This is a genomic window from Devosia sp. P2_G7 (genome assembly GCF_056403495.1).
The window spans coordinates 545,465-560,926 of the sequence record NZ_JBFUFI010000001.1 but is presented as its reverse complement, the minus strand read 5'-3'; the positions used below and the strand labels follow the sequence as shown (position 1 = coordinate 560,926).

The following is a 15,462-nucleotide window of genomic DNA, read 5'->3' as shown; positions in this document are numbered from 1 at the left end:
TGTACGTTGAAGGTAGCGGTAGCCGCGGTCGCGCCGCGGCCGCCGGGCTACTTCTTGCCGAGGTTGAGCCGGCGTGCGGCGTAGGTCTTGAGGCGCAGGCCGTTGAGGCGGATGAAGCCCTCGGCGTCGTGGTGGTCGTAGGCCACGGCGCCTTCCTCGAAGGTCACGAGGTCCATGTTGTAGAGCGAGTAGGGCGAGGACCGCGCGATGACGCTGGCCGAGCCCTTGTAGAGTTTCACGGTGACGTCGCCGGTGACGAACTGCTGGGACTTGTCGATCAGCGCCTGCAGCATCTCGCGCTCGGGCGAGTACCAGAAGCCGTTGTAGATGAGCTCGGCATATTTCGGCATCAGCTCATCCTTGAGATGGGCCTCGCCGCGGTCGAGGGTGATCGACTCGATGCCGCGGTGCGCCACCAGCATGATGGTGCCGCCCGGGGTCTCGTAGAGGCCGCGCGACTTCATGCCGACGAAGCGGTTCTCGACCAGGTCGAGCCGGCCGATGCCGTGCTTGCCACCGAGTTCATTGAGCTTGGTGAGCAACTCGGCCGGGCTGAGCTTGACGCCATTGACCGAGACCGGGTCGCCCTTCTCGTAGCCGATAGTGATGATCTCGGCTTCGTTCGGGGCCTTCTCGGGGTCGACGGTGCGCTGGGCGACATAGTCGGGCGCCGGCACTGCCGGATCTTCCAGCACCATGCCCTCGGACGAGGTGTGGAGGAGGTTGGCGTCGACCGAGAACGGCGCTTCGCCGCGCTTGTCCTTGGCGATCGGGATCTGGTGCTTTTCGGCATAGTTGAGCAACGCAGTGCGTGAGCGCAGGTCCCACTCGCGCCAAGGGGCGATGACCTTGAGGTCCGGCTTCAGCGCATTTGCGGTGAGCTCGAAGCGGACCTGGTCGTTGCCCTTGCCGGTGGCGCCATGGGCGATGGCATCGGCGCCGGTTTCCTCGGCGATCTCGACGAGATGGCGGGCGATCACCGGACGGGCGATCGAGGTGCCAAGCAGGTACTGGCCTTCATAGAGGGCATTTGCGCGGAACATCGGGAAGACGAAATCGCGGACGAATTCCTCGCGCACGTCGACGATGCGGATGTCCTTGATGCCGAACATCTCGGCCTTCTTGCGGGCCGGTTCCAGTTCCTCGCCCTGGCCGAGGTCGGCGGTGAAGGTGACGATCTCCGCCTGGTAGTGCTCCTGCAGCCACTTCAGCATGATCGACGTGTCGAGGCCGCCCGAATAGGACAGGACGATCTTCTTGATGTCTTTGCTCATTTCATCTCTCGGCATGATTTGGCGGCGACGCTACACCGGCGCGAGCGCAACGTCCTTGCGAAAACGTCACTACTAGCGCAATTTGTGGCAGATAATGCCAATAGCTGGTGCAGGAGCAGCGCAAAGTGCCAGAAGTGCTTGATGCCATCGACCGCCGGATCCTGAATGCCCTGCAGCGCAACGGCCGGATCTCGAATGTCGAGCTCGCCAACGAGGTGGGGCTGTCGCCTTCGCCCTGCCTGCGCCGGGTGAAGCTGCTCGAGGAATCCGGGATTATCGACAAGTATGTCGCGGTTCTCAATGGACCGAAAGTGGGCTTGGGGCTGACGGTGTTCGTGCGGGTCTGGTTCAAGACGCAGGATTCGACCGTTACCGAGAAATTCGCCGAGACGGTGCGGCAGTTCCCTGAGGTGGTCGAGTGCTATCTCACCACCGGCGAGTGCGATGCGATCATGCGGGTGGTGACGGCGGACCTCCACGCCTACTGGCGCTTTCAGTCCGACCATCTGGCGCGCATCCCGAGCGTGCAGAGCGTCAAGACCGACGTGCCGATGGAAACGATCAAGCGCAGCCACGAGTTGCCGCTGGGGTGAGGCTCAGCAGGCGATCTCGCCTCGCATGGCGCTCGAGTCGCCCCAGGTGGAGAGCCAGATCAGGCTCTCTGTCACCAACCCGATCACGGGCAAGGTCACGGCACGGACCAAACCCTGCCGCGGTTGGTGTTCCACGGCGTGCTGCAGGTGGGCGAGTTCCTGTTCCTGAATCGAGCTGATCAGGTCGTGCAACTCAAGATCCTGCTGCTTGAGGAAGGCCTTTTGATGCTCGAGGTGTCGATGCACGGTTGCCTCGACCGCCTCAGTGCAGACCCAGATCATGTTGCGGCCCATGAGCGCCGTCGCGAAACCGAGGACGTAGCCGCCAAGGCTCCAGAACGCCATCACTCGACACGGCCTCGCGTTTCTATCCGGCATCGCCCCTAAGAACAGGCGGCAGTGTTCGATCTCGTCGTCGCGCATCTCCGTAAGCGCCGGAACGATGTCGGGGTAGAAGCGGTGGGCGAACGCCAACTGGGCATTGTAGATGCGGATGGCCCCGAACTCGCCGGCGTGATTGACCTTGAGGATGCGGCGAACCGTCAGCGCGTTGGAGCGCGATTCCCAGAACGCCATGCCTGGTCCCCGCCCATTGGCCACGATGCCGGGAGATGATAGGCAGCAACTGGCCATTCTGGAAAGTCCCCATGCCCGCCTTCATTCCCGACCTTGCCGTAATCCTCGCCTTCGCGCTTGCGGGCGTGATCCTTGCGATCACTCCCGGCCCGGATATGGCGCTGCAGCTGAGCCGGGCCATCAACTACGGCCGGGCGCATGGGCTGGCTTGCGCTGCCGGCGCGATGACCGGGGTGCTGGTGCATACGACACTCGCGGCGCTCGGCATCTCGGTGCTGATCGTTGCGGCGCCGGCGCTGTTCCTGGCGCTGAAGATCGTCGGGGCCGTGTACCTCATCTGGCTCGCCTGGCAGGCGATCGTCCATGGCGGCGGCCTGCGGCTTGCCGCGGCGGCCAAGAAGGCACCGACGCTGCGCCAGAGCTACATGACCGGCGTGGGGATCAACCTGCTCAACCCCAAGGTGGTGCTGTTCTTCGTGACGTTCCTGCCGCAGTTCGTCGATGCGCATGACCCGGCTGCGAGCGGAAAGCTGTTCTTCCTCGGTGCCGAGTTCATCCTCATCTCGATCCCGCTCGCGGTGCTGACCGTCTATGCGGCCGAATGGATCGCGGCGGCGTTCAAGCGCACCAAGTGGGTCGAGAAAGCACTGAACTGGAGTTTTGCGGGCATCTTCACGGCGTTCGCCGCGACCATCCTCACGGCGCAGGCGCGCCACTGATGAACTATTCCCACGCCTTCCACGCCGGGAACTTCGCCGATGTGATGAAGCATCTCATCGTTACGCGGCTGGTCGAGTACCTGAAGAAGAAGGACGCGGCGTTTCGGGTGATCGATACGCATGCGGGGATCGGGCAGTACGACCTGACCGGGGCAATTGCCAAGCGCTCGCCGGAATGGATCGACGGTATCGGCAAGGTGCTGAAGGGCGGCCTGCCGCAGAAGGCGCAGGCGCTGGCGGAGCCGTATCTCAAGGTGCTGGCCGAGCTGAACCCGGGCGACAAGCTCGAAACCTATCCGGGTTCGCCGCTGCTGGTGCGCAAACTGTTCCGGCCGCAGGACCGGCTGTCGGCGCTGGAACTGCACCCTGAATATGCGGAGCGGCTGGGCAAGCTCTTCGAGGGTGACGTGCAGGTGCGGGTGATCCATCTCGATGGGTGGCTGTCGCTCAACGCGCATGTGCCGCCCAAGGAGAAGCGCGGGCTGGTGCTGGTCGATCCGCCGTTCGAGGAGCGCGGCGAGTTTGAGCGCATCGTCGACGGGTTGGTGAAGGCGCATGGCAAGTTCGCCACCGGGGTCTATGCGCTGTGGTATCCGCTGAAGGACACGCGGGCGGTGCACGATTTCATCTCGGCGCTGCGCGATACCGGCATTCCGAAGATGCTGCGCGCCGAGGTCAGCATCCGGCCGGCATCGAACCCGCCGCGGCTGCACGGTTCGGGCATGATCCTGGTCAACCCGCCGTTCACGATGGAAGCGGAACTGCGGATCCTGCTGCCGGCGCTGGCGCAGTTGCTGGGCGATCCGGGTGCCGGGCGTCACAAGCTCGAGTGGATCCGCGGCGAGGAGTGACGGGCTAATAGTCGACGGTGTCGACCAGAACGAAGCTCGTCAGTTGCGGCGTATGGATCAGGCCGCGCGCTTCGGCCCCTACCCACATCTGCCGGAGCGCTGCCGTCATTCGTTCGGAGGCTTCGCGCGTTGCGAACTCCAGCTCAATCATGACGTGGTTGGGATTGTCGGCATGTCGGCCGACACGATGGCGCAGTACGCCCATCTGGCGGCGCCCTAGCGGATCGCTGTCGAAGCCCTGGCGGCGCCAGGTGTCGTAGTCGGGAACCGAATGCTCGATGTGCAACACATACATTTCGTTCTCCCTGTTATCGCCCTCAGTCGTAGCGCAATGGCGCGGCTAGAGCTCGAACTCGTAATAGATCATCGCATCGCCGGTGCCGCCGATCTTGCGGTAGAGGCCGTTGGCTTCGAGGTTGTCGAGCTCGGTGCCGAGCCAGGCTTCGCGACAGCCCAGTTCGCTGCCCCAGCTGAACATGGCCGATACCAGGCGCGTGGCGATGCCCTGGCGCCGGTGGGTCGAGGCGGTGCCGACCTCGTCAATGTAGAGCTCGGTCGCCTTGTCGGGATGATGGTGGATGACGGCGGCGCACTGGCCGACGACGACGCCGTTGTCGAAGGCGAGGAGCATCAGGTGGCCGGGCTCGAGCAGGTAGGTTTCGAGGCGCTCGGGATGGATGGGCTCGTCGAAGACGTCGGGGGCGATCTCGGTGAAATCGAGTTCGTCGCCGGGGTGCATGCGTTTGATGTCGATGGGCATCGGCTGGACTCCTTGCTGGGAGGCGTCACCGATTGGGGATCGGATCAGACGTGCCGACGGGCACCGCGCCGTGGGTGCCGCGCTCTGAACGCGGCTAGACGATCCTAGACGGGGTTTAGCGGCTCGCCAAGATGTCAGGCGGTGAGCGCGTCGCGCTCTTTCTTGGTCAGCCGCTCGGTCTCACTCTTCAGCTGCCCGCAGGCGGCGAAGATGTCGCGGCCCCGCGGGGTGCGGACCGGGCTGGCATAGCCGGCATTGTTGACGATGTCGGCGAAGCGCTCGATGCGCGAGGACGACGAGCAGTCGTAGTTGGTGCCGGGCCAGGGGTTGAACGGGATCAGGTTGATCTTGGCCGGGATGCCGGCGAGCAGGCGCACCAGCTCGCGGGCGTCGGCGTCGGAATCGTTGATGTCCTTGAGCATGACGTACTCGAAGGTGATGCGGCGGGCGTTCGACAGGCCGGGGTAGTCGCGGCAGGCCTGGATCAGCTCTTTCAGCGGATACTTCTTGTTGATCGGCACCAGCATGTCGCGCAACTCGTCGCGCACTGCATGGAGCGAAATGGCCAGCATGACGCCGATCTCGCGGCCGGTGGGCTCGATGAACGGCACGACCCCGGAAGTGGAGAGGGTGATGCGGCGCTTCGACAGCGAGATACCGGCCTCGTCCGAGGCGATCAGCAGGGCCTGCTTGACGTTGTCGTAATTGTAGAGTGGCTCGCCCATGCCCATCATCACCACATTGGTGATGGCGCGGCTGTCGCCTTCGGAGCCGCCCGAACCGCGCGGCGCCGGCACGAGGCCGCCGTCATCGGGGCGGACGCCGCCGGGGAAATCGCCGAGGCGCTCGCGCGCCATCAGGATCTGGCCGAGGATCTCGCCGGCGGTGAGATTGCGCACCAGCTTCTGCGTGCCGGTGTGGCAGAACGAACAGGTGAGGGTGCAGCCGACCTGCGAGGAGACGCAGAGCGTGCCGCGGTCTTCCTCGGGGATGTAGACGGTCTCGACTTCGACAGGCGGCAGCAGAGGATTCTTGGGATCGCGGAAGCGGAACAGCCACTTGCGGGTACCGTCGATCGAGACCTGCTCGGTGACGATCTCGGGGCGATCGAGCAGGAACGTGTCGGCGAGCTTCTGGCGGAAGCCCTTCTGGATGTTGGTCATCCGGTCGAAGTCGGTGACGCCGTTGTGGTAGATCCAGTTCCACAGCTGGGAGGCACGCATCTTGGCCTCGCGCTCGTCGAGGCCGATGCCCATCAGCGTCTCGCGCAGCTCGGGCTTCATCAGGCCGACGAGCGACGTCCGCCCGGATTTCGGGCGGTCGACGTGGGCATGATGGTCAAGGTCGAGGGCGATGGACATGTGCGGGCGGCGGCTTCCGAGCGTTTCAGGGCGCGGCACATAACATAGTAGCACGGATCGCGCAAAACACGGCGGTGGGAGGCTGGCTTGCACCGAGTGGGTGGTGGCCCCCTCCACCAGCTTCGCTGGTCCCCCGCCACGCGGGGGAGGATCAAGGGATTAGCCGGTGCAGTCTTCGATGGCGCGGCTAGCGGAGGTGGCGCCGCTCAGCGAGAAGGTTTCGGTGATCCGGATGCCCTTGTCGCTGGTGCCTTCGATGACGACCGAGGAGCCGGCGCGGAGCGCACCAGCGAGGTTCTCGTTCTCGCTCGGGTTCTGCAGCCAGGCGGCGTCTTTTTCGGTGAACAGCTCGAAGCTCTGGCCGCTGACCGTGGCAGTGGCCGTGGTGTCGGGGGCGAACATGAAGCCGGCAACCAGGTTGAGCTCGTTGCTGACGCTCTCCGAGGGGCGATTGGTAAGGTAGAGCCAGGCCTCGGTGAAATCGTCGGGGCTGGGAGTGACTTCGGTGGGCCGCGACAGTGCGAAGCACACCGGGCCGGTCGACTCGGTGGCGGTGTAAGCGGTCCAGTCGCGATACTCGCCGAGCAGCTTCACCGACTGCGCCATGGCTGAGCTGGCCAGCAAGGGCACGGTCAGCGTGGCGAGGGCAGCGAGAGCGCAGAGTTTCATGAGCAGGGCCTCAACAGTTCGGCGGTTGGTAGCAGGCAAAGCCTGATGGGTTCAATCGCCGAACGTTCCAGAAGGGCGCGGGGTTTCACGCCGCTCAGCTGCAGGCCTTGTTGATTTCACCCAGGGCGGCGGTGACGCCTGACAGGCTGTAGCTGTCGGACATCTTGTTGCCCTTCTGCGAGGTGCCGTTGACGGTGAGCTTAGTGCCCGCCTTCAGCGCTTCGACGAAGGTCGCTTCGTCCGCCTCGACGGCGAGCCAGGCGGCTTCGCCTTCGGTGACCATGGGGAAGGTCTTGCCGTCGACCGTCGCAGTGACGGTGGCATTGGTGGGGTGGAACGGGTAGCCGACCTGGGTCTGCACTTCGTTCTTGGTGCCCAGGCCCTTGCGGTTGATCACCAGGAAATGGATCGGGCTGCGCCGCACCGGGCTGCCGTTCACTTCCTTGGGGGTCCAGTCATCGGGCGAGGCCGAGATGTAGCACATGGCGCCATTGGCATCGGTACCGGTCCAGGCGGTCCACGCCTTGAAGGTCCCCAGTTGCTTGATTTCCTGCGCTGAGGCCGGCACGGCCGCCAGTGCGAGGCAAAGGCTTCCGGCAACGAGACCTGCCAGCGCCAAACGAGATGATGTCATCGCCCGAACATCCTTGTCCGAAGTTGCGCAACCAGCACCTGGGCATCCTGCCATGGCATGGTTACCAAGGTCTCAAACCGGTCGCGCATTTTGAGTAAGTCGCGACATTAGCGGCAATCTTGTCGGCAATTTGACAGGGCAAATCGCCGAAAATCCTGTTTGGGCCCGCATGGTGAAAGAAGCGTTAACGCTCACGCCGCCAGCGGGTAGCTCTGCTCCACCAGATAGGGCCCGCCGCCGACCGAGTCACGGCTCGAGAACAGGACGAAGCGACCGACCTTGAACTCGAGCGGGGTGAAGCGGCCGGAAAAGGCGATGAAGCTCGCGACTTCCTCGGCGGAGACGCCGCGGAGCCGGGCCAAAGCCACGTGCGGCACGAATTTCCGGCCTTCCGGCGCGAGGCCGCAGCGTTGCAGCACCCGCTCCTGCGCCGCCTGCAAGCGTAAGAGAGCGGCATTGGCGGAGCAGCCGGCGAACAGGGCGCGGGGGGTGTTGCCACCGAACGAACCCAGGTGATCGAGCTTGACCGTGAAGGCCTCGCTGTCGGCCAGGCGGTCGAGCATGTCGGTCACTTCGCTCGCCACATGGTGATCGACGTCGCCGATGAAGCGCAAGGTAATGTGATAGTTCTCGGTGTCGATCCAGCGGGCGCCGAACAGGCCTCCCCGCTTGAGCGAGAGGGCGAGGCCCACCTCTGGAGGGACCTCGATTCCGGTAAAGAGCCTGGGCAATCGACCCTCCCTTTGCCGCTGTGAGCCACGTGATTCGCGCTCATCTACACAAGAAACGTAGCGACGGAGGATGGCTCCCGCAAGACACGCAGCACAGCGTGGTAAAGCGGCTGCGCCGTGAGGCGAAAAGGCTCGGATAAACCGTTGAAGAATTGCGACATTACGGAACGTTAAGGTGGGATCCCGAAGTCTTGTATTCGCCAGGGCCTGCCCTCATATTGTGTGATCGACGGCAGTGGCTCGGAGGAGCGCCCCGTCACGTCGCCAGGAAAAGGAATTTCGTCATGGCTGAATTCGACCGTCCGACTATCGCCGCTCAGCGGGCCGGAACCGCCGCGGCCATCGATGAGGGCCTGCGCAGCTACATGCTGAAGGTCTACAACTATATGGGCATTGGTCTGGTGGTGACCGGCCTTGTTGCCTATTTCGGCAACTCCTTCGCCACCACCACCGACCCGAGCCAGGCTGTGGCGCAGCTGACCAATGGCACGATGCTCACCTCGTGGGGCGCACTGCTCTATACGTCGCCGCTGATGTGGGTGATCGCCTTCGCGCCGCTGGCCTTCGTGCTGGTGCTGAGCTTCGGCATCAACAAGCTGTCCGGCGCGACCGCGCAGCTGCTGTTCTGGGTGTTCGCGGCCGTGATGGGCCTGAGCCTCTCGTCGATCTTCATGGTCTATACCGACGCTTCGATCGCCAAGGTGTTCTTCATCTCGGCGGCGACCTTCGGTGCCATGAGCCTCTACGGCTACACCACCAAGCGTGACCTCACGAGCATCGGCAACTTCCTGATCATGGGCCTGATCGGCTTGATCATCGCCTCGATCGTGAACATCTTCCTTGCTTCGAGCATGCTCGACTTCGCCATCTCGGCGATCGGCGTGCTGATCTTCGTGGGCCTGACCGCCTACGACACGCAGAAGATCAAGGAAGGCTACAACGAGGGTTACGGCGCTGAGGTGCTGCACAAGACCGCCGTGATGGGCGCTCTCAGCCTCTACCTCGACTTCATCAACCTGTTCCTGATGCTGCTCCGCCTGTTCGGTAACCGGGAATAATCTCAGCAATCAGCAAGTCTGATTGGAAGTTTGAAGGGCCGCGATCTACTAGAGATCGCGGCCCTTTCGTTTGCAGCGAGCTCTCAATGTCCGACGTCGTCTTCCGCCCGTTCGCCTGGTCAGACATCCCGGCGATCACGGCCATCTACCGGCCCTATGTCGAGGAGACGGTGATCACGTTCGAGACGGAGCCGCCTGATGAGACCGAGATGGCGGAGCGCTTCGGCAAGCTGAAGGCGCTGGGCCATCCGCTGATCATCGCCGAACGGGACGGCAAGGTGCTCGGATATGCCTATGCCTCGTTCTACCGGCCGCGCGCCGCGTACCGCTTCACCTGCGAGGACTCGATCTACCTAGCGCAGGATGCGGTGGGGCAGGGGATCGGCGGACGGCTGCTCGACGAGTTGATGGCGCAGAGCCGGGCGGCGGGGTTCAAGCAGATGATCGCGGTGATTACCGCTGAGCGGGCGAACTCGGTGCGGCTGCACGAGAAGGCCGGGTTCCGCCATGTCGGGCGCTACGATGCAGTGGGCTACAAGTTCGACCGCTGGCTGGATATCGTGCACATGCAGAAGGCCCTCTAGAGAGGCTTTTCCATCGGGTAGCACACCATGCCGCGATCGGCCTCGCAGGGGCCGGCTTCGAGCCAGCCGGACGCGAGGTAGAAGCGCCGGGCTGTGCCGGTGCTGGTGAGCTTGCCGCGGGTAGCGCCAGCCTGGCGGATGCGGTCTTCCATGTCGGCCAGGAGGGCCTTGCTGACGCCGGCAAAACGGTGGGATGGGGCGACGTAGTTGAGCGCAATCTCGTCTGTGCCGTTGAGGCAGCCGACGGCTGCGACCTCGCCGTCATGCTCGGCGACCAGCAACTGGGCGTTCGGGTTGTCGAACATCCGCAGCACCATTTCGGGCGTCTTGTTGCGCAGCCAGCCGGCGAGGATTTCGGGGTCGTTGCGGTGATCGGTGGTGCAGAGGTCGCGGATCGAGGCGGTGAGCACGGCGCTCATGGCCGCTGCATCCGCCGGCTCGGCCGGGCGGACGGTGATCATTTGACGAGGGCGAGTTCCAGGACGCGCAGCACCGTCGACAGGTCGTGGCCGCGCTTCAGGACGCGGCCGTCCTGGCTCAGCACCATGTACTGGCCCTGCTTGAGACGGAGCTTTGGGTTCTTCTCGACCACGTAGAGCGGGCGCTCGGAGGCGCGCTTGTAGATCGAGAACAAGGCGCGGTCGCGCAGGAAGTCGATCGCATAGTCGCGCCACTCGCCGTCGACGACCTTGCGGCCATAGAGGTTAAGGATGGTCTGGAGTTCTTTGCGCTCGAAGCTGACCGCTGGAACGAAGCGGTTGTGGTTGGCCGGTTGGGGCTCTGCAGGACCAGGGCTCGCGGCTGCCGCGAAATCGATGAGAAGCCCTGATCCAAGCTGCTCGGGTTCGTCCACCATTCCTCGCCTCGTCACCTCAATGTCATGATCGCGTCATTCGCAACGCTTGGCAAGCCGGTCGGGATACATCGGCGTTACGCCGTGGTGACGACGTAAGCACCTGCCGCAGTGGTTAACGTAGAATCCCCAATTCGGTCACAATCCCTCCCACTTGGCGCCAGATTGGCCCGGCACCTTATCCATATTGCCTCCAGTGGCCGGCAAGCGGGCTGACCGAGCCCCCAAACCACGATGCTCGTTTGCCGGCCGCCTCTTACATGCACAGTCATTCTCCTCCCGCCTGCGCAAGCTGGCGGGAGTTTTGTTATGGCGGCGAGGCGCCGCGGCCCGGGACTGGCTGAAGGCTGACGGGAGGTCGGTGCGGGTCAGCGGGTGAAGCTGGCGGCGCCGAGGATGGGGCCGGGGAGGCCGTCGCGGTCTTCCTGGATGAGGATGACGGCGCCGTTGGAGCGGCCGGTCAACGCTTCGGCGAGCGGTAGCGTCAGCTCGGCGCCGGTCTCGTGGTTCCACATGCCCAGCACCTGGCGGCCGGTGACGATCTGCGAATAGGCGACGTGTTTGCCTTCGTTCTCGCCGCGCTCGATGGCGACATCGGCGCGATCGAGGAAGGTGACAAGCCAGATCATGGCGTCGCCATGCGCCGGGTTGGCCGGCACCGAGACCTGCAGCATATCGTTGGCGGCGGCGACGAGCTTGACGTCGAGCGGCAGGGTGGCGCCACCAAGCGCGGTGTTGACCGCGTCACGCTTCGAGCCGACGAGGCCGCCCTTGCCGTTGATCACCATCTGCGGGGTGAAGATGCGCGAGGAGCCCCAGCTCTCGGCATAGTCGCGCTGGTGCTGCGAGTTCTCCTTGGCGCCGAACGTGTCTTCCCAGCCGATATAGTCCCAGTAGTCGACGTGGTAGGCGAGGGCGACGACATCGGGGCGTTTCGACATCTCGTCGAGCATGGCGTCGGCCTTCGGGCAGGACGAGCAGCCCTGCGAGGTGAACAGCTCGAGCACGGCCTTGGGCGCAAGCTTGATCTCGCCGGCGAGGGCTGGAGCGATCAGGGCAAGCGAAAAGGAGGCGCCGCAAAGTAACTGTCTAAAAAGCATGGGAACGGTTGTAGGCACGCCATTTGTCCCGCGCGAGTCAAATCGGCGCGAGCTTACGTGATGGGGAAAAGTGCCGGAAAGTCCCAGGAACTGGGCGCGCCCAATTGCGTTTGCAGGGTGCAAACCCGATCGCAATCCCCGGCACTGGCGAAAGGGTGGCTTAACGACGCTCGCCGGCGAACCCTGCTAGGATGCCCCGATGGACACGATGATCGATACCGCGGCAAAGCTCCACGGAACGATGCGCGAGACCTGGCCCGCCGAACGGCCCATCCCCGCGCTTGCGGGCGAGGCGGAGGTCGGACGGCCCACCGGCGGACTTGCCGAACTGGTCGAGGCGATCGTCGCCAGCCGGACCGAGCCGATCAAGACCATCGTGGAGGTGGGCGGCGAACTGGGCGGCAGCACGCGCTTTTTCCTGAGGCAGTTTCCCGATGCCCAGGTGATCACCATAGATCCGTGGCCGGCGAACTATCGGCATATCAGCAAGAAATGGCCGCAGATCGCCACCCATGCAGAGGCGGACGGGCTTTCCTACTACCGGGTGTTCATGAGCCTCAACTGGGAATGGCGCGACCGGCTGCTGCCACTGCGCGCCACCTCCGGCGAAGGGCTGCCGCAGCTGTTTGCCATGGGGCTCAAGCCCGACCTGATCTACATCGACGGGATGCACACCTTCCATGGGTGCTATGACGACCTGACGCTGGCCTTCCACCTGTTCCCGGGCGCGACGATTGCCGGCGACGACTGGGAGTTCAACCCCGGCCTCGAGCACCATCAGTTCATGGGATACCTGCTGCCGGTGCGCCGGGCGGTCACCGAATTCGCCTTTGCCCACGGGCGGCTCGAAGTCCGCACCGCGGGCAATTGCTATTTCATCGAAGCGCCGGCAACAGCCTAGGCGGCGACGAGGTTACGCAGCACGTAGTGCAGGATGCCGCCGTGCTGGTAGTACTCGAGTTCGTTGATCGTATCGATGCGGCACCGGGTCGAGATCTCCTCGACGCGGCCGTCGGCGCGGACGATCCTCACCTTGACAGTGGAGCGCGGGGTCAGCGTGGTGAGGCCCTCGATCGAGACGGTCTCGGTGCCGTCGAGATGCAGGGTCTGCCAGCTCTCGCCGTCGGCGAACTGCAGCGGCAACACGCCCATGCCGATGAGGTTGGAGCGGTGGATGCGCTCGAAGCTCTGGGCGATGACGGCGCGGACGCCGAGGAGGCGCGTGCCCTTGGCAGCCCAGTCCCGCGATGAACCGGTGCCGTATTCCTTGCCGGCGAAGATCACCAGCGGGGTATCGGACTTCTGGTAGGCCATGGCGGCGTCGTACATCGCCATGACTTCGCCGGTCGGGCCCTTGGTGAAGCCGCCTTCGACGCCGGGGACCATCTGGTTCTTGATGCGGATGTTGGCGAAGGTGCCGCGCATCATGACTTCGTGGTTGCCGCGGCGGGCGCCGTAGGAGTTGAAGTCCTTGGGCGCCACCTGGCGGTCGACCAGGTACTTGCCGGCCGGGGTGCCTGCCTTGAACGAGCCGGCGGGCGAGATGTGGTCGGTGGTGATCGAGTCGAGGAAGAGGCTGAGAACGCGAGCCTCGTGGATGTCGGTGACCGGCGCCGGCTCCATGGTCAGGCCCTCGAAATACGGGGGGTTCTGCACATAGGTGGAGCTGGAGTTCCAGCGATAGGTCTCGCCGCCGTCGACGGCGATGCCCTGCCAGTTCTCGTCGCCCTTGAATACGTCGGAGTAGCGGCCGAGGAACATCTTGGGGGTGATCACCGTGCGAACGATGTCGGCGATCTCCTGGTTGGTCGGCCAGATGTCCTTGAGATAGACCGGCTGGCCATCCGAACCGGTGCCGAGCGGATCGGTGGTCAGGTTCACATTCATCGAACCGGCGATGGCGTAGGCGACGACCAGCGGCGGGGAGGCCAGGTAGTTGGCGCGCACGTCGGGGTTCACGCGGCCCTCGAAGTTGCGGTTGCCCGAGAGCACTGAGGCCGCGACGAGGTCGTTGGCGTTGATGCACTCGGAGATGGCTTCCGGCAGCGGGCCCGAGTTGCCGATACAGGTGGTGCAGCCATAGCCGACGAGGTTGAAGCCGAGCGCGTCGAGATCGGCCGAAAGGCCGGCAGCGTTGAGGTAGTCGGTGACCACCTGCGAGCCGGGGGCGAGCGAGGTCTTGACCCAGGGCTTGCTGGTGAGGCCCTTGGCGCGGGCCTTGCGGGCGACGAGACCGGCAGCGATCAGCACGTTCGGGTTCGAGGTGTTGGTGCACGAGGTGATGGCGGCGATCACCACATGGCCGTCGTCGATCCCGTAGGAGGCACCCTTCACCGGGAAGGCGGCTTCCTCGGGGATGTCGTCGATGCCGGTGGCGCCTTCATCGACGAAGCGGCTCTCGCCACGCGACTCGGGCAGCGCGGTGCGCTCCTTGCGGCCGCCGGCGAGATCCTTCATCGCCTCGGCGAACTTCGGCGCGGCATCGACCAGCGAGACGCGGTCCTGCGGGCGCTTGGGGCCGGAGAGCGAGGGAACGACGGTCGTGAGGTCGAGCTCAAGCGTATCGGTGAACAGCGGATCGGGCGAGGCCGTGGTGCGGTACATGCCCTGGGCCTCGGAATAGGCCTTCACCAGTGCGACCCGGTCGGCGTCGCGGCCGGAGGTCTCGAGGTAAGTGAGAGTGTCTTCGTCGACCGGGAAGAACCCGCAGGTAGCGCCGTATTCGGGGGCCATGTTGGCGATGGTCGCCTGGTCTTCGAGGCTCAGGTAATCGAGGCCGGGGCCGTAGAACTCGACAAACTTGCCGACGACGCCCTTCTTGCGGAGCATCTCGGTGACGGTGAGGACCAGATCGGTGGCGGTGATGCCCTCGTTGATCTTGCCGGTCATCTTGAAGCCGACGACTTCGGGGATCAGCATGGTGATGGGCTGCCCGAGCATGGCGGCTTCCGCCTCGATGCCGCCGACGCCCCAGCCGAGCACGGCGAGGCCGTTGACCATGGTGGTGTGGCTGTCTGTGCCGACCAATGTGTCAGGGTAGGCGTAGAGTTCGCCCGAGGTCTCGTCCTGGCGGGTCCAGACGGTCTGGGCCAGGTATTCGAGGTTCACCTGGTGGCAGATGCCGGTGCCGGGCGGCACGACGCGGAAGTTGTCGAAGGCTTTCTGGCCCCAGCGCAGGAACTCGTAGCGTTCGCCGTTGCGCTCATATTCGAGATCGACGTTCTGGAGGAAGCTCAGCGGGGTGCCGAAGCTGTCGACCATCACCGAGTGATCGATGACCAGGTCGACGGGAACCAGCGGGTTGATCTTCTGCGGATCGGCGCCGAGCTTGGCGGTGGCATCGCGCATGGCGGCCAGATCGACCACGGCGGGGACGCCGGTGAAATCCTGCATCAGCACGCGGGCCGGGCGGTAGCTGATTTCATGCTCGGAAACGCGGGTGCGGAGCCAATCGGCGACGGCTTCGATATCGGCGCGGGTGACGGTGATGCCATCCTCGAAGCGGAGCAGGTTTTCCAGCACCACCTTCATCGAGTGCGGCAGCTGCGAGACGCCCTTCAGACCGTTTTTCTCCGCCAGCGGGATGGAGAAATAACTGTAGGTCTTGTCCCCGACGGTGATCGTGGTTCTGGACTTGAAACTGTCGAGGGATTTCGAGGTCACGGTATCGCCTTCACGCGCTGGTGTTACAAGGCGCCG

General features: G+C 64.4%; 18 protein-coding genes. 6 read left to right on the top strand and 12 right to left on the bottom strand.

Going from position 1 to position 15,462, the window contains the following annotated elements:
- Positions 1-47 precede the first annotated feature (47 nt).
- Positions 48-1,274, bottom strand: coding sequence for an argininosuccinate synthase (locus tag AC1DWU_RS02885; RefSeq protein WP_477148445.1), 1,227 nt, complete (start codon positions 1,272-1,274; stop codon positions 48-50).
- A 125-nt stretch (positions 1,275-1,399) separates the two neighbouring features.
- Between AC1DWU_RS02885 and AC1DWU_RS02880 the strand changes: the two genes are divergently transcribed.
- The gene (locus AC1DWU_RS02880) at positions 1,400-1,867 is read left to right on the top strand and encodes an Lrp/AsnC family transcriptional regulator (RefSeq protein WP_477148444.1); all 468 of its coding nucleotides are present in this window, start codon (positions 1,400-1,402) and stop codon (positions 1,865-1,867) included.
- A gap of 3 nt (positions 1,868-1,870) precedes the next feature.
- Here AC1DWU_RS02880 and AC1DWU_RS02875 read toward each other — a convergent pair whose 3' ends face one another.
- Positions 1,871-2,443, bottom strand: a complete 573-nt coding sequence (locus AC1DWU_RS02875) for a demethoxyubiquinone hydroxylase family protein (RefSeq protein WP_477148443.1) — start codon at positions 2,441-2,443, stop codon at positions 1,871-1,873.
- 71 nt (positions 2,444-2,514) lie between these two features.
- Between AC1DWU_RS02875 and AC1DWU_RS02870 the strand changes: the two genes are divergently transcribed.
- A complete protein-coding gene (locus AC1DWU_RS02870) occupies positions 2,515-3,162 on the top strand; it encodes a LysE family translocator (RefSeq protein ID WP_477148442.1) in 648 nt (215 codons plus the stop codon).
- The gene (locus tag AC1DWU_RS02865) at positions 3,162-4,013 is read left to right on the top strand and encodes a 23S rRNA (adenine(2030)-N(6))-methyltransferase RlmJ (RefSeq protein ID WP_477148441.1); all 852 of its coding nucleotides are present in this window, start codon (positions 3,162-3,164) and stop codon (positions 4,011-4,013) included. Before AC1DWU_RS02870 ends, AC1DWU_RS02865 begins: the two co-directional genes overlap by 1 nt.
- A gap of 4 nt (positions 4,014-4,017) precedes the next feature.
- Here the strand turns inward: AC1DWU_RS02865 and AC1DWU_RS02860 are convergent, their stop codons facing one another.
- From AC1DWU_RS02860 to thpR, 6 genes are all read right to left on the bottom strand, one after another.
- Entirely contained in the window at positions 4,018-4,308 is a 291-nt protein-coding gene (locus AC1DWU_RS02860) for a hypothetical protein (RefSeq protein ID WP_477148440.1), read from the bottom strand.
- Between the two features lie 45 nt (positions 4,309-4,353).
- Positions 4,354-4,818 (bottom strand): GNAT family N-acetyltransferase, encoded by a 465-nt coding sequence (locus AC1DWU_RS02855; protein WP_477148510.1) that lies wholly within the window; start codon positions 4,816-4,818, stop codon positions 4,354-4,356.
- 89 nt (positions 4,819-4,907) lie between these two features.
- Positions 4,908-6,134, bottom strand: coding sequence for a dual-specificity RNA methyltransferase RlmN (gene rlmN, locus AC1DWU_RS02850; protein WP_477148439.1), 1,227 nt, complete (start codon positions 6,132-6,134; stop codon positions 4,908-4,910).
- A gap of 159 nt (positions 6,135-6,293) precedes the next feature.
- Positions 6,294-6,803, bottom strand: a complete 510-nt coding sequence (locus AC1DWU_RS02845; RefSeq protein WP_477148438.1) for an invasion associated locus B family protein — start codon at positions 6,801-6,803, stop codon at positions 6,294-6,296.
- A 94-nt stretch (positions 6,804-6,897) separates the two neighbouring features.
- Positions 6,898-7,437, bottom strand: coding sequence for an invasion associated locus B family protein (locus AC1DWU_RS02840; RefSeq protein ID WP_477148437.1), 540 nt, complete (start codon positions 7,435-7,437; stop codon positions 6,898-6,900).
- Between the two features lie 191 nt (positions 7,438-7,628).
- Positions 7,629-8,168, bottom strand: coding sequence for an RNA 2',3'-cyclic phosphodiesterase (gene thpR / locus AC1DWU_RS02835; protein WP_477148436.1), 540 nt, complete (start codon positions 8,166-8,168; stop codon positions 7,629-7,631).
- A 284-nt stretch (positions 8,169-8,452) separates the two neighbouring features.
- Here thpR and AC1DWU_RS02830 point away from each other — a divergent pair, with 284 nt between their 5' ends.
- Positions 8,453-9,226 carry a Bax inhibitor-1/YccA family protein gene (locus AC1DWU_RS02830; RefSeq protein WP_477148435.1) on the top strand — a complete coding sequence of 258 codons (774 nt, stop codon included), beginning with the start codon at positions 8,453-8,455 and terminating at the stop codon, positions 9,224-9,226.
- Positions 9,227-9,312: 86 nt separating this feature from the next.
- Complete coding sequence (locus tag AC1DWU_RS02825; RefSeq protein WP_477148434.1) at positions 9,313-9,810, top strand: N-acetyltransferase family protein; 498 nt, start codon at positions 9,313-9,315, stop codon at positions 9,808-9,810.
- Here AC1DWU_RS02825 and AC1DWU_RS02820 read toward each other — a convergent pair.
- The 3 genes from AC1DWU_RS02820 to AC1DWU_RS02810 all read right to left on the bottom strand — a co-directional run bounded on the left by AC1DWU_RS02820 (position 9,807) and on the right by AC1DWU_RS02810 (position 11,763).
- Positions 9,807-10,229 (bottom strand): GNAT family N-acetyltransferase, encoded by a 423-nt coding sequence (locus AC1DWU_RS02820; RefSeq protein ID WP_477148433.1) that lies wholly within the window; start codon positions 10,227-10,229, stop codon positions 9,807-9,809. The two genes, AC1DWU_RS02825 and AC1DWU_RS02820, sit on opposite strands and share 4 nt — an antisense overlap.
- 38 nt (positions 10,230-10,267) lie before the next feature.
- Positions 10,268-10,666, bottom strand: coding sequence for a DUF2794 domain-containing protein (locus AC1DWU_RS02815; RefSeq protein ID WP_477148432.1), 399 nt, complete (start codon positions 10,664-10,666; stop codon positions 10,268-10,270).
- Between the two features lie 365 nt (positions 10,667-11,031).
- A complete protein-coding gene (locus AC1DWU_RS02810; protein ID WP_477148431.1) occupies positions 11,032-11,763 on the bottom strand; it encodes a DUF1223 domain-containing protein in 732 nt (243 codons plus the stop codon).
- Between the two features lie 199 nt (positions 11,764-11,962).
- Here AC1DWU_RS02810 and AC1DWU_RS02805 point away from each other — a divergent pair, with 199 nt between their 5' ends.
- Complete coding sequence (locus AC1DWU_RS02805) at positions 11,963-12,664, top strand: class I SAM-dependent methyltransferase (RefSeq protein ID WP_477148430.1); 702 nt, start codon at positions 11,963-11,965, stop codon at positions 12,662-12,664.
- Here the strand turns inward: AC1DWU_RS02805 and acnA are convergent.
- A complete protein-coding gene (gene acnA / locus AC1DWU_RS02800) occupies positions 12,661-15,426 on the bottom strand; it encodes an aconitate hydratase AcnA (protein ID WP_477148429.1) in 2,766 nt (921 codons plus the stop codon). The genes AC1DWU_RS02805 and acnA overlap by 4 nt on opposite strands.
- Positions 15,427-15,462: the final 36 nt, after the last annotated feature.

Bases quoted from the DNA above. Each gene is read 5' to 3' on its own strand.
- AC1DWU_RS02885 (WP_477148445.1), bottom strand. From the start codon at position 1,274: ATGAGCAAAGACATCAAGAAGATCGTCCTGTCCTATTCGGGCGGCCTC.
- AC1DWU_RS02875 (WP_477148443.1), bottom strand. From the start codon at position 2,443: ATGGCGTTCTGGGAATCGCGCTCCAACGCGCTGACGGTTCGCCGCATC.
- AC1DWU_RS02870 (WP_477148442.1), top strand. From the start codon at position 2,515: ATGCCCGCCTTCATTCCCGACCTTGCCGTAATCCTCGCCTTCGCGCTT.
- AC1DWU_RS02865 (WP_477148441.1), top strand. From the start codon at position 3,162: ATGAACTATTCCCACGCCTTCCACGCCGGGAACTTCGCCGATGTGATG.
- AC1DWU_RS02860 (WP_477148440.1), bottom strand. From the start codon at position 4,308: ATGTATGTGTTGCACATCGAGCATTCGGTTCCCGACTACGACACCTGG.
- rlmN (WP_477148439.1), bottom strand. From the start codon at position 6,134: ATGTCCATCGCCCTCGACCTTGACCATCATGCCCACGTCGACCGCCCG.
- AC1DWU_RS02845 (WP_477148438.1), bottom strand. From the start codon at position 6,803: ATGAAACTCTGCGCTCTCGCTGCCCTCGCCACGCTGACCGTGCCCTTG.
- AC1DWU_RS02840 (WP_477148437.1), bottom strand. From the start codon at position 7,437: ATGACATCATCTCGTTTGGCGCTGGCAGGTCTCGTTGCCGGAAGCCTT.
- AC1DWU_RS02830 (WP_477148435.1), top strand. From the start codon at position 8,453: ATGGCTGAATTCGACCGTCCGACTATCGCCGCTCAGCGGGCCGGAACC.
- AC1DWU_RS02825 (WP_477148434.1), top strand. From the start codon at position 9,313: ATGTCCGACGTCGTCTTCCGCCCGTTCGCCTGGTCAGACATCCCGGCG.
- AC1DWU_RS02820 (WP_477148433.1), bottom strand. From the start codon at position 10,229: ATGAGCGCCGTGCTCACCGCCTCGATCCGCGACCTCTGCACCACCGAT.
- AC1DWU_RS02815 (WP_477148432.1), bottom strand. From the start codon at position 10,666: ATGGTGGACGAACCCGAGCAGCTTGGATCAGGGCTTCTCATCGATTTC.
- AC1DWU_RS02810 (WP_477148431.1), bottom strand. From the start codon at position 11,763: ATGCTTTTTAGACAGTTACTTTGCGGCGCCTCCTTTTCGCTTGCCCTG.
- AC1DWU_RS02805 (WP_477148430.1), top strand. From the start codon at position 11,963: ATGGACACGATGATCGATACCGCGGCAAAGCTCCACGGAACGATGCGC.